General features: G+C 55.1%; 12 protein-coding genes. 6 read left to right on the top strand and 6 right to left on the bottom strand.

Going from position 1 to position 12597, the window contains the following annotated elements:
* Window positions 1-41: 41 nt before the first annotated feature.
* Window positions 42-827 (bottom strand): cyclase family protein, encoded by a 786-nt coding sequence (locus HV127_RS10215; RefSeq protein ID WP_182235814.1) that lies wholly within the window; start codon window positions 825-827, stop codon window positions 42-44.
* A 121-nt stretch (window positions 828-948) separates the two neighbouring features.
* A complete protein-coding gene (locus tag HV127_RS10210) occupies window positions 949-1416 on the bottom strand; it encodes a MarR family transcriptional regulator (RefSeq protein WP_182235812.1) in 468 nt (155 codons plus the stop codon).
* Window positions 1417-1602: 186 nt separating this feature from the next.
* Here HV127_RS10210 and HV127_RS10205 point away from each other — a divergent pair, with 186 nt between their 5' ends.
* From HV127_RS10205 to HV127_RS10195, 3 genes are all read left to right on the top strand, one after another.
* Window positions 1603-2751, top strand: coding sequence for an LLM class flavin-dependent oxidoreductase (locus HV127_RS10205; RefSeq protein WP_182235810.1), 1149 nt, complete (start codon window positions 1603-1605; stop codon window positions 2749-2751).
* Window positions 2748-3239, top strand: coding sequence for a flavin reductase family protein (locus HV127_RS10200; RefSeq protein WP_182235808.1), 492 nt, complete (start codon window positions 2748-2750; stop codon window positions 3237-3239). Before HV127_RS10205 ends, HV127_RS10200 begins: the two co-directional genes overlap by 4 nt.
* A 155-nt stretch (window positions 3240-3394) precedes the next feature.
* Entirely contained in the window at window positions 3395-4399 is a 1005-nt protein-coding gene (locus HV127_RS10195) for a transporter (RefSeq protein WP_182235806.1), read from the top strand.
* 45 nt (window positions 4400-4444) lie between these two features.
* Here the strand turns inward: HV127_RS10195 and yjfF are convergent, their stop codons facing one another.
* The 4 genes from yjfF to ytfQ form a co-directional block, all read right to left on the bottom strand.
* On the bottom strand, window positions 4445-5467 hold the full coding sequence (yjfF, locus tag HV127_RS10190) for a galactofuranose ABC transporter, permease protein YjfF (RefSeq protein ID WP_182235804.1): 1023 nt from the start codon (window positions 5465-5467) through the stop codon (window positions 4445-4447).
* Complete coding sequence (gene ytfT, locus HV127_RS10185) at window positions 5454-6479, bottom strand: galactofuranose ABC transporter, ATP-binding protein YtfT (RefSeq protein ID WP_110274414.1); 1026 nt, start codon at window positions 6477-6479, stop codon at window positions 5454-5456. Before ytfT ends, yjfF begins: the two co-directional genes overlap by 14 nt.
* A 10-nt stretch (window positions 6480-6489) precedes the next feature.
* Entirely contained in the window at window positions 6490-7992 is a 1503-nt protein-coding gene (ytfR, locus tag HV127_RS10180; RefSeq protein ID WP_182235802.1) for a galactofuranose ABC transporter, ATP-binding protein YtfR, read from the bottom strand.
* 129 nt (window positions 7993-8121) lie between these two features.
* Window positions 8122-9078, bottom strand: coding sequence for a galactofuranose ABC transporter, galactofuranose-binding protein YtfQ (ytfQ, locus tag HV127_RS10175; RefSeq protein ID WP_064356162.1), 957 nt, complete (start codon window positions 9076-9078; stop codon window positions 8122-8124).
* Window positions 9079-9481: 403 nt separating this feature from the next.
* Between ytfQ and ppa the strand changes: the two genes are divergently transcribed.
* The 3 genes from ppa (at window position 9482) to HV127_RS10160 (ending at window position 12567) form a co-directional block, all read left to right on the top strand.
* The gene (gene ppa / locus HV127_RS10170; RefSeq protein ID WP_005134479.1) at window positions 9482-10009 is read left to right on the top strand and encodes an inorganic diphosphatase; all 528 of its coding nucleotides are present in this window, start codon (window positions 9482-9484) and stop codon (window positions 10007-10009) included.
* A 75-nt stretch (window positions 10010-10084) separates the two neighbouring features.
* Window positions 10085-11278 carry a hypothetical protein gene (locus tag HV127_RS10165; RefSeq protein WP_182235800.1) on the top strand — a complete coding sequence of 398 codons (1194 nt, stop codon included), beginning with the start codon at window positions 10085-10087 and terminating at the stop codon, window positions 11276-11278.
* Window positions 11278-12567 carry a sialidase family protein gene (locus tag HV127_RS10160; protein WP_182235798.1) on the top strand — a complete coding sequence of 430 codons (1290 nt, stop codon included), beginning with the start codon at window positions 11278-11280 and terminating at the stop codon, window positions 12565-12567. Before HV127_RS10165 ends, HV127_RS10160 begins: the two co-directional genes overlap by 1 nt.
* Window positions 12568-12597 lie beyond the last annotated feature (30 nt).

Here is a 12597-nt window from a genome sequence, read left to right as displayed (position 1 = left end):
CGTTCCTGCAACTCGAATGACTGCGTGTATTTGTGTTGAAGTTATTCGCTAATCAACGCCAGTACGCGTAACGGGCTACCGGAACCCTGCTCAATTTTGAGCGGGGCCGCGATAATCACCGCACCGCACGTCGGTAATTGATCGAGGTTGGTCAGGCATTGCAGGCCATATTTATTAGCGCCGTGCATCAGGGTATGGCAGGGATAGGGCACCGGCCAGGCGTAGGATTGCCCGGCGTCGGTGTTAATGGTTTCCACGCCAAAGCCACGTACGTTGCGCGCTTCAATCAGCCATTCGACGGTTGCCTGCGCCGGGCCTGGCGTGTGGGCGCCATCTTCGCGCATGTTGAGGAACGCCGCGCCGTCATCGGCCTTTTTCGACCAGTCCGTGCGGAATAGCACCCAGGCGCCTTCCGGGATCTTCCCGTGCTGTTTTTCCCAGCTTTCCAGGTAATCAACCGACAGGATCCAGTCCGGATTTTCCGCTACTTCGCGGCTGGCATCCACCACCACCGCCGGGCCGATGAACGCCGCAGGGTTGATGGTATCAACGGTATTTTCATGATGCTCACGACCGCTCACCCAGTGCGCCGGCGCATCAAAGTGAGTGCCGGTGTGTTCGCTACAGGTAAAGTTGTTCCAGTACCAACCGGGGCCATTTTCATCGTAGTGGGAAATGGTCTCTTTTTTAAAGCCCCAGGCCTGGCCGAACTGCGGCGGCAGCTGCAGCGTCGGGAAGCGTTCGCTCAGCGTTTGCGTTAAATCGACAATCCGGATCGCGTCCTGAGCGATCCCCTCAGAAAATTCAGTCAGCAATGCTTTGTTCATACGCGGTCACCTGTTTGGGAAATTGAAATTAACAAACAAGTAACATTGTAAGCAGGCCCGGCAAACGCTCTATCCATTTCCTGAAGCTGTTATCCAGAAAGTGAAAAAACTTCCGTTAGCGTTACATTCCTGGGAACTGGCTCTTAAAATTGCCCAGTAGCGTATAGAGCTGATCTTTTTCTTTCACCGGCAGAGCGGCCATCAGTTCGTTCAGCCAGCCCTGGTGCGCCGCCGCCATCAGATCAAACTGCTGTTTGCCGGACGCGGTCAGTTTGATCCGACACGAGCGACGATCGTTGGGATCGTACACCCGCACCGCCATGCCCTCTTTTTCCAGACTATCGGCAAGCCCTGTAATGTTGCCGCCCGTCACCAGCATCAGTCGCGACAGTTCGCCCATCTTGATACCGTCCGGGAAGCGATCCAGCTGCGCCAGCATATCAAAGCGCGGCAGCGTGCTGCCAAACTGCTCACGCATCCGCTGACGAAGTTCGGTTTCAATGATGTTGACGCACGATAACAGCCGCAGCCACAGTTTGACATCGCGAGAGCCGGCTTCAGGTGAAATAGCAGATACATTTGATTTCATTAATTATTTACCTCTTTTTCTCATCACATCCCAGCCTAATCATCACATTTTATTATGTGATTGCTCTCACAGGTGGGTGATTATTAAGCAATCGATATTGTTTAAGCATAAAATATTCATGTATAAAATATATACCCATTGCTTAGTTGTGTTAAGTCATCACCTACTTCCGAAAGGAGCCACCTCATGGCAAACACTAAAGTAAACCGGATCCTGAATAACAATAAGTTTAAATTGGGTTTCTTTGCAGCGAACTGCTCCGGCGGTATGGCTGTCACCAAAATTGAAGATCGCTGGAACAACTCCTGGGAAAACAACCTGAAAATGGCACAGCTCGCCGATGAAGCCGGGATCGAGTTTCTGCTGCCGATCGCCCGCTGGATCGGCTACGGCGGCGAAACCAACTTCCACGGCAACGTGCTGGAGACCGTCACCTGGGCCTCCGCGCTGCTGGCGGCGACTCGCCATATCAGCGTCTTTTCTACCGTTCATACCTCTTTTAACCATCCAGTGGTAGTGGCAAAACAGCTGGCAACGATGGATCACATCAGCCAGGGCCGCGCGGGGCTGAACGTGGTTTGCGGCTGGAACCGCCCGGAATATGAAGCACTTGGCGGCGACCTCGCCTATGATCACGAAAGCCGCTACGCCTACGGCCAGGAGTGGTTTGAGGTGATCCGCAAACTGTGGCGCGAAGAGAAAGCCTTCAACTGGGACGGCAATTTCTTCAAGCTGAAAGACACCTATGGTCTGCCGTTACCGCTGCAACAAGACATCCCGATTTTTAACGCCGCCGGTTCCGGCGAAGGGCGCGATTTCGCCATTCGCAACGCCGATTTCCTGTTCACCTCCGCAATCACCCTGGAGCGCTCCGCAAAAGAGATTGTCGAGTTGAAGCAGAAGGCCCTAGATGCCGCACGCCAGAAAGCGCTCAATATTCTGACCTTCTCCTACGTCGTCTGCCGCCCAACTCGCGCGGAAGCCGAGGAGTATCACCACTACTATTCCCAGCAGAACGCCGACTGGGCAGCGGTGGATAACATTATTCGTCTGATGTTCGAGAACGCCGAATCGTTCCCGAAAGATCAGCTCAAACTGATTCGCGACCGCTTCTCTGCCGGCCACGGCGGCTTCCCGCTGGTCGGGACGCCGGACGATGTCGCCGACGGCCTGGAGCAGCTGTATCGTACCGGTTTCTCCGGCACCACGCTGTCGTTCACCGACTATGTCAGCGAGTTCCCCTATTTCCGCGACGAAGTGCTGCCGCGCCTGGAAGCCCGTGGCCTGCGTGAGCCGTTCCGTCCGTATGATTCCGCCTCAGGAGAAGCCGCATGAGTTCTCTGTCTGCTGATGAGTTCAAACTGGGCATGCGTCAACTGACGCTGCCGGTGGCGGTGATTACCGTCCATTCCGACGAGCAGCGTAACGGTTTAACCGCCTCGTCGTTCTGCTCGGTGAGCGTCGATCCACCGCGCGTGTTGGTCTGCGTTGGCAAAAGCGCCAGCGCCCATCGCCAGCTGAACGTTGGCGAGGGGATTGGCATCAACGTGCTGGCCAGTGAACAGCTCGACCACGCCATGCGTTTCGCCAGTAAAGCGTTTCACGGCGAGCAGCGCTTCAGCCAGGGAAACTGGTATCCGCTGAAGTCAGGCGCACCAATGCTGGAAGGCACCGCGGTGAGCTTCGACTGCGTGGTGGATCAGATCATTGATGACACCACCCACAGCATCGTGACCGCCACGGTCGTCGCCGTTGAGCGGAACGACCGCGATTGTCTGCTCTATCGCAACGGTGAGCCAGTGCAGACCCGTCGTATCGCCTAGTTCCGTTCCTGATAAGCCTGGTCGATGTATTCCAGAAACGATTATTTTATACCCTAATGGATTTCGAGTTGCAGGAAGGCGGGTCAATTCCGATGTGTCGACTTGGTTCCTCCCTGCAACTGGAAAGACGGTAGGTCGTTAAAAGGTAGAAAATCATGTCCGTATCATTTACCAGGCTCTCTCGCAGAGTCGGGGGGCTTCTTGCGCTCATTTTACTGGCCCATGCTCCGGCAGAAGCCGCTACACCGTCGGTGGCAGAGCCTGCTGGCATCAACCTCGGCCTGACCAGCTTTTTTGACGGCTTCCCGGCCGCCGCGCCGGGACAGCTGTCCTATCTGGGCTATTATCGCTATACCCATGCGAATGCGATTAAAGACAGCGCCGGGAATAAAATAGATGCCTTTGGCAAAAGCAATGTGGATACCTGGCTAACCAGCCACCAATTTCTCTATACCTTTGCACACTCCCCGTTTGAGAATGCCTCGCTGGGTTTAGACCTGATTATTCCGATCGTCGGCTTTCATACCGATTTCGGCGATGCTCCGGCAAAATTGCAGGCCAATGACGCTGGGTTTGGCGATATTTTTATCGGCACCTATCTGCAAATTAACCCGGTGATGGATGCACAGGGCACGCCGCTGTTTGCCCAGCGTTTTGAAATCGGCTTCAACGTGCCCACCGGAAAATATGACGCGAAGCAGGACATTAATCCGGGGGCGAACCAGTGGTCGTTTACGCCAACCTGGGCCGCCACCTGGCTCTTTGCCCCGCGCGCCTCGTTAAACTGGCGTTTACAGTACCTGGTGAACTTCAATAATACCAACCCGGCCAGCAGCGCCCCGCTGGACTGGAAAGGCGAAAGCGTGCAACGCACCCGCGCCGGTCAGCTGGCCTGGCTCAACTTTGCTGCCGAATATGAAGTGGCGCCCAAGTGGCATCTGGGTATTAACGGCTATTATCTGAAGCAAATTTCCGACGATAAAGTAAATGGCGATGACCTACCAAACTCACGCGAGCAGGTATTAGGCATTGGCCCCGGGCTGATGTGGAATCATTCGGCCAATAACACCCTGACGCTAAACTTCTACACCGAAACGGCGGTGGAAAACCGGCTCAGAAACAGCGCGATCGTGAACCTGTTTTATATTCATGGATTTTAAAAAAACCAGTGCCTGATGGCGTTTTGATCATCAGGCCCGGTCACTTCACCACTTGTCGGTCGCGCCAGCATGATTGGCTGGCACGTTATTCACTCGCGTGACCGGTGAACTCTGCCGATTCTCCCACAGCACCGTCAGACCGCGCTGAAGCGCAATAAAGACAAACAGCAGGATCCCGATGGCGATTTTGGTCCACCACGAACTCAGGGTGCCGTCGAAGTTGATGTAGGTCTGAATCAGCCCCTGAATCGCCACGCCAAACAGCGTGCCCAGCACCGTTCCTACCCCACCGCTTAACAGCGTGCCGCCGATAACCACCGAAGCAATGGCGTCCAGCTCAACGCCAACGCCCGCCAGCGCATAGCCCGCTTGGGTATAAATGGAGAAAACAATTCCGGCCAGCGTCGCCAGCCCGGTGGAGAGCATGTAGATGCGAATGGTGGTACTGCGCGTAGAGATACCCATCAGATTCGCCGAGGTGGCGCTGCCGCCAATGGCGTAAACCTGATTGCCAAAGCGAGTGCGGTGGGCCATAAAAATCCCGGCGACCACTACCAGCAGCATCAGTAGACCCATCGCGCTTAAGCGACCGCCGCCGGGGATCATCCATGCCAGGCTGGAAAGGGTGTCATAGACCGGGTGATCGATGGGAATCGACTCTTCAGAAACCAGGTAGCTGACGCCCCGCAGGAAAAACATTCCGGCGAGAGTGATGATAAACGCCGGGATCTTCAGCGCATCGATCAGCAAGCCCATAAACGCGCCAAAGGCGCAGCCCATCACCAGCACCAGCGGAAACGCCACCAGCGGCGAGATCCCCCAAAAGCCGATCGCTTTGGCAAGAAAGACCCCGGTAAACGCGATCACCGAGCCCACCGACAGATCGATCCCGCCGGAGAGGATCACAAAGGTCATGCCGACGGCAATGATCCCAAGGAAAGCGTTATCGGTCAGGATATTGCAGATCACCCGCGTCGAGGCAAAGCCGGGAAATTGGGTTAGGCAGTAGAGATAGCCCAGCACAAACACCGCCAGAGTGATCATTAACGGTAAATTACGTTTTATCATGGCCACGTATCCCCTTCAGTAAGCTGATAAAGCGCGGCGACTGAACGATCAGTACGCACAGCACCACCACGGCTTTGACCACCTGGTTAAGCTCCGGCGGAAATCCTGACAGCAGGATCCCGGTATTCATCCCCTGGATAATCAGTGCCCCGACCACCGAGAGCAGCAGGTTAAAGCGCCCGCCCATCAGCGAGCCGCCGCCGATCACCACCGCCAGAATAGCGTCCAGCTCCAGCCATAATCCGGCGTTATTGGCATCGGCACCGCGAATATCCGCCGCCACGATAATCCCGGCGATAGCCGCACAAACGCCGCTTAATACGTAGGCCAGCATCACCACGATGCGGGTATTCACCCCGGCGTTTTTCGCCGCACGGATGTTAATGCCCACCGCTTCAATAAACATCCCCAGCGCGGTCTTGCGGGTAAACAACCAGAATAGCGCCAGCGTAACAATGGCAATGATCACCGGCGTCGGGAACAGCAGCAGAGATCCGCTGCCGAGCCAGGCAAGATGTGGAGAATCAAATGTCACGATCTGCCCGGAAGTGATCAGTTGGGCAACTCCGCGTCCGGCCACCATCAGGATCAAAGTGGCGACGAACGGCTGGATCTTCAGTATCGCGACCAGAATCCCATTCCACAGACCGGCTAGCGCACCGGCCGCCAGTGATGCCAGCAGCACAACGGTCAGGCTATGGCCCGCCACGGTCATCGACGCCGCCGTGGCTCCGGCGATCGCCATCACCGCGCCCACAGACAGGTCAATCCCACCGGTGGCGATAACCAGCGTCATACCAATTGCCAGCAGAGCTACCGGCGCTGCACGATTCAAAATATCAATCGGGCTGCCGAACAGCCGTCCTTCCTGCAACACTATCTGGTAGAAATGCGGGGCCACCAGGCTATCAACGACCAGCACCAACAGCAGCGCAATAATTTGCGGCATCCCTTTTGGCCAGCTAAAGCGTCGTTTTGGCTGGCCGGTTTTCGGAACAGATCGAGGCATCATCGGTTACTCCTTATGCCGCAATAGCGTTCATGATCGCCGGGACGGAGAGCTCGCTCAGAGCCAGTTCCGCCACCTGTTGGCGATCGCGCATGATAATCACCCGGTCGGCATAACCCACCAATTCTTCCAGCTCCGAAGAGATAACCAGCAGCGCCAGACCATCGGCGCAGAGGGTTTCAATCAGGCGGATGATCTCCGCATGGGCACCCACGTCGATACCGCGAGTCGGCTCATCGAGGATCAGAAACTGTGGTTTAGTCAGCAGCCAGCGCGAGAGCAGCACCTTCTGCTGATTGCCGCCGGAGAGGAACTCGATCGGCTGCTCGGCGCTGGGGGTACGAATACCCAACTGGCGAATAAAACGCTCGGCAATCTCATTTTGTTCGCGTCGGCCAATCGGGCGCAGCCAGCCGCGCTGTGCCTGGAGCGCGAGAATGATATTTTCCCGCACCGAGGCGGCGGCGATGATGCCGTCGGTTTTACGATCTTCCGGGCAAAAGCCGATTCCAAGGCAGGAGGCCTGATGCGGCGAGCGCAGGGTTTGCGGTTTGCCTTTGATCCACGCTTTGCCGCTGTCGGCGGGTTTGATGCCGAAAATGACCTCAGCGGTTTCCGTGCGCCCTGAGCCTAGCAGACCCGCCAGGCCGACGATTTCCCCGGGGCGAACCTGCAGATTAAACGGGGCGATGGTGCCTTTTTTGCCAAAATCCTCGAAGGCGGCAACCGGTTTGTCGCTTAGCAGAGTGCGGCCCGCACGCTGCAGGGCGTTATGCTCCAGCTCGCGGCCCAGCATCATTTTCACCAGTTCAATTTGCGGCAGCTCACGGGTTTCCCGACAGCCGACGAAGCCACCATTACGCAAAACGGTGATCCGGTCGCTAACGGCATAAACCTGGTCGAGGAAGTGGGTAACGAAAATCAGGCTGACGCCGCTATCGCGCAGCTGGCGCATCAAGGTGAAGAGCATCTCCACCTCCTGGGTATCCAGGCTGGCGGTGGGTTCATCAAGAATTAAGACTTTTGCTGACAGGTCGATCGCCCGACAGATAGCAACAATCTGCTGCATCGCGACCGAAAAGCGGTTGAGCGGTTCGCGTACGTCGAGGGAAAAACCGTAGGATTCCATTAGCGCCGTGGCGCGCTTTTCCATCTCTTTGCGCCGCAGCAGGCCAAAACGTCGTGGTTCACGACCAATAAACAGATTATCCGCCACCGACATATTCGGCAGCAGGTTCACTTCCTGGTAAACGGTGCCGATCCCCAACTGCTGGGCATGGGCGGTATTCTTCGGCGAGATTTCCTGACCTTCCAGCCAGATGCTGCCGCTGTTGGCATGGTAAACACCGGTCAGCGCTTTGATAAGCGTTGATTTTCCAGCACCGTTTTCGCCGAGCAGCGCCATAATTTCACCACGCCGCAGGCTGAAGTTAACGTTATCCAGCGCTTTCACGCCGGGGAAATACTGGCAGAGCCCCTCAGTGCGGAGGATTTCCAGGTTGGTTTCAGTGGTCATGCTGCGCTCCCCCTCACCCTGGCCCTCTCCCCGAGGGTGAGAGGGAACATATTGTGCCCAACTAGCAACCCGCACCGCCCGGCTCCCTCTCCCTTTCAGGGAGAGGGTTGGGGTGAGGGTATCAGCCGCTTAGTAGCCCATATTTTTCTTCTTCTCTAACTCTTCTTTCGCCGTATCCGGTAAGTAGAGCGTCGATTTGGTGATGGTCACTTTCTCCGGCAGAGTGCCGTCTTTTTTGTATTTCTCCAGCGCGTCAAACGCCGGGCCGGCCATATTCGGCGTCAGCTCTACGCTGGCGTTCGCTTCACCGGCCATCATCGCTTTATAGATATCCGGCACGCCGTCGATAGAACCGGTCAGAATATCTTTACCCGGCTTCAGCCCGGCCTCTTTAATCGCCTGAATCGCGCCGATCACCATGTCGTCGTTATGGGCGTAAACCATGCAAATGTTCTTGCCGTTATTTTCCGCTTTGATAAAGCTCTCCATCACTTCTTTGCCTTTACTGCGGGTAAAGTCGCCGGACTGGGAGCGGATAATTTTGATATTGGAGGCTTTAGAAATCGCTTCAGCAAAGCCTTTCTTACGGTCAATCGCCACGCTGGCCCCGACGGTGCCCTGTAGCTCAACGACGTTACACGGTTTACCGTCAACGGTTTTCACCAGCCACTCGCCAATCAGCTGGCCTTCCAGCACGTTGTTGGCGGTGACGGTGGTCATGTAGAGATCTTTGTCTTTAACATCAATAGAACGGTCGAGCAGGAATACCGGGATTTTTGCTTCTTTCGCTTCTTTTAGTACCGGTTCCCAGCCGGTCGCGACCACCGGGGCAATAAAGATGGCGTCGACGCCCTGAGCAATAAAGGAGCGTACGGCTTTAATCTGGTTTTCCTGTTTTTGTTGGGCGTCAGCAATCTTCAGAGTGATGCCGCGCTTGGCGGCTTCCTCTTTCGCAACGTTGGTTTCAGCCGCACGCCAGCCGGATTCAGAGCCGACCTGAGAAAAACCTACGGTCAGAGGGGCAGCCATAGCCATAGACGACATAGCTGCGGAAACTGCTGTGACAAGAAGTAAGCGCTTCCACATAAGAGGATCCTCGTAGGGTTATTGTTGGTTAAAGCCTCACCTGCGGACAAACTATAGACAATCGGAGATGTAACTGAATGCGTTACATCACACTTCAAAAAAGTTAATCAGGTGTTAACTGACGTGATTCACGGCAGTAGAGAGCCGGTGAGGCTTCGCGACCTACGCCATCCCCACCATTTATGCCGGAATTTTTCACACTTTGAGATATCAAGCATATGCGATGAAAACGGTTACATAAATTTATTCAGGATGCAGCTATGTTTATGGATTTTCAGGTTGTCTTGCGGCAAAAAATTCAGACTTCGCCCACCTGTTCTGGGGAAAAAGAAGCAAAGACATTCGATGTGAGTTGGCTATAATACCGGGCACTTGTTTGCCATACATTTTAAAGGAAACAGACATGAGCTTACTCAACGTACCTGCGGGCAAAGATCTGCCGGAAGACATCTACGTCGTGATCGAGATCCCGGCGAACGCAGACCCAATCAAATACGAAGTCGACAAAGAGAGCGGTGCACTGTTCGTTGACCGTTTCATGTCCACGGCGATGTTCTATCCGTGCAACTACGGTTACATCAACCACACCCTGTCTCTGGACGGTGACCCGGTAGACGTTCTGGTCCCGACGCCGTATCCGCTGGAGCCAGGTTCTGTGATCCGCTGCCGTCCGGTTGGCGTTCTGAAAATGACCGACGAATCCGGCGAAGATGCGAAACTGGTTGCGGTACCGCACACCAAGCTGAGCAAAGAATACGATCACATCAAAGATGTGAACGACCTGCCAGACCTGCTGAAAGCGCAGATCACCCACTTCTTCGAGCACTACAAAGATCTCGAAGCGGGCAAATGGGTAAAAGTTGACGGTTGGGACAACGCTGAAGCAGCTAAAGCTGAAATCGTTGCTTCCTTCGAGCGCGCTAAGAAGTAATCTCTTTCAGGCAGGGCGCCTGCCCTGCCTGTTTGCAGCAACGGATCGCTGCAGCCTTGCACAAGAGGGAACCTTGTGAAAAACACCCGCTATTTCACCCTGAATTTTACCGGATTTACCCCTGCCGCTTCTGAGAAGCAAAGCTATCTGCGCCTTGTCGCTGGTGACCACGTTTTTTATACCGATACGCGTTACTTCCAGGATCCCACGCTTTTTGAGCAGCTTAAGCTCAACCAGCCGCTGCATATTGGCGCTCGCCGCCTGCCGGACGGCAGCTTCTGGATCCACTGGCTGAGCGACGGCAACGTTCTGCTCGAACCGGCCAGGCCGTCGCTGAAAGGTAAACTACTGGCGTTTTTTATCGGCACTCTGGCGTTTATCTCTATCGCCTGCCCAACCTACATTTATTTAACCGCAGTCTGGGCTGTCATCACTTTCGGTGTCATCGCGGCGCTGGCGCTGGGAGTTGCGCTGGTGGGGCTATGCGGCCTGGTGCACCGCTTTGCCCAAACGGCACATCCCGAAATGCGCGAGCTACTGCTGAAAATGGAACGGGTCCGGCGCGGAGATTTCTCCTTCTGTCAGCCTGTAGCGACAGCCACCAAGCGCAGCTTCCCCCCCTTTCCCGACGATACTCCCGTTCCAGAGCGCTTCAGCGTTGAAGAAGGGATAATCAAAAGCCTCTATTTTAAGAAGTGGTCCACCGGCGCAGGAAAAACGCATCGCGACTATCACGGCGTCCTGTTCCAGTGCAACGCCGCGCCGCTCTCTTTCTCCTGGCAAACCACCGGCACCCGATGGGACCTCCACCCTCTTTTTTACCGCCGTCATCCGCCTTTTCTGGCTGGCGGCGATCGAATAATCGCCGTATATCGGCGCGACAATCGCGATATTCAAGCGCTCTATAACGGCAGCGATGGCGGCGCTTACCTGAAAGCTCATCCGTTCTATCCCGGCGAACAACAAATGTCGCTGGTCTATAAGGTGTTTTATAGCATCGCGCTAGTCATGTTCCTGTTTATGTTCGGCCTGGAGATGAATGATATGCGAGTATCCGGCTGGGACGGCTGGAAATTCGCCACAGAGATGCTCGACCTGTTTTCCTTAACGTTGTTGTGTATCGGCGGGATAATCGCGCTCCTCGAACTGTGCAGTCTGGCGACCCGTATGCTCTCAGGCCGCGTGGGCGACTGGCTAACGTTACAGCGTGCATTTAAGCGCTACCTCGGTCGCGCCGAAGCTAACAGCACGCTTCAGGAGTTGATGTGATGTTCAGCACGATAAAGCGCCGGTTACTGTTTCTCGCGATAGTCACGCTGGCGGCTTTCCTGTGGTCCGCGACGTTTTCGTTTAACCTCTTCCTGCCCAACATCTCGTGGCAGCAGCACCAACTGAGCGGCGAGGAAAAAGAGGTTGAAGACCCGATTATCAGCAGCTTTTCCAACGGTGCGCTGTTTATCAGCCACGAACAGCTGTTTACCGTCAAACGCTATGAGCTGGATAAACAACAGCGGCGCGTTATTCATCATTATAATCCGCCGCTTGAGCGAATAACGCCTCTTATGCCCCAGTTGCTTAATGTCCGTCTCGTGGCAAAAGAGCAGCTGGAACGCGATATTAAAGGCCGGTATAACCGGTTTACTTCTGCCGACCGCGGGGATGACAGGTTTAACATTCCTCTGACCAGCATCATGCATCTCGATCGCCAGGGCCAGCTCCAGGCTTCCGCGCTATGGCTGGGGGATATCGACGCCCCTGTTTGCACGCTTCAGGGTGAGTGCTATCTGATTGCCGATGGGCCTTTTCACGCTAACAAGAGCGTCTGGTATAGCCCGGACGGCGGCATCAGCTGGCAGCAACTGACACAGTGGCGCTTTCCTGAGCCAGATATACCGTCACACTTTTATTCCCAGAAACTGGTCAGCGCCGAGGCAGGCAAGCTATGGCTGGCGGATCAGTACACGCTTTCCGTTTCAGAAGACCAGGGACAAAGTTGGCAAATCGCAGCCGATATTCGCCCGCTACTAAAGCGCAACACTATCCAGTGGGACAATAGCGCAGAACAGTCTGCCAGGCTGAGCCAGCTACGCTGGTATATCGATAACCGCCAGCGACTACTGGCCGACGTGACCGTTTCGCTTCCTGAAGGCCGGGGAGAACGCCGTTTTCTCTATCAAATTATCTCCGCACAGCAGGAGCAAATTCTCGCCACCAATATCCGCGATATCGTCCGTTCGCCGCAGGGAGAGATTTTCCTCGTTAGCAGAATAAGCGCTTCACGCTATGGCCTGTATCGGCTAGAGGAAAACGGTACGTCGCAGTTGGTGCTTGAGCATATCGATCGGTTAGGGAAAATTTATGCCGGGAACAATCTTCTGGCGGTAGAAAAAGATATCGGCGACAGAACACATTTGTATCTTTCCCGCGATGACGGCAAGAACTGGCAACGCTATAAGCTACCGGGGAAAAACGTGGTATTTGATGGCGCTGGCGATCGGTTTATCCGTTTCCCTGAGTATTACCGTACGTTGAACTATCAGATCGGTACATTTGAATAATCTGCCTGTCCCTATTTACGGAGAGTTGAG

The organism is Klebsiella sp. RHBSTW-00215 (genome assembly GCF_014103785.1).
In the GTDB taxonomy this organism is placed as follows: Bacteria; Pseudomonadota; Gammaproteobacteria; order Enterobacterales; family Enterobacteriaceae; genus Klebsiella.
The sequence above is the reverse complement of the archived record's forward strand: the minus strand, read 5'-3'. Positions and strand labels throughout refer to the sequence as shown.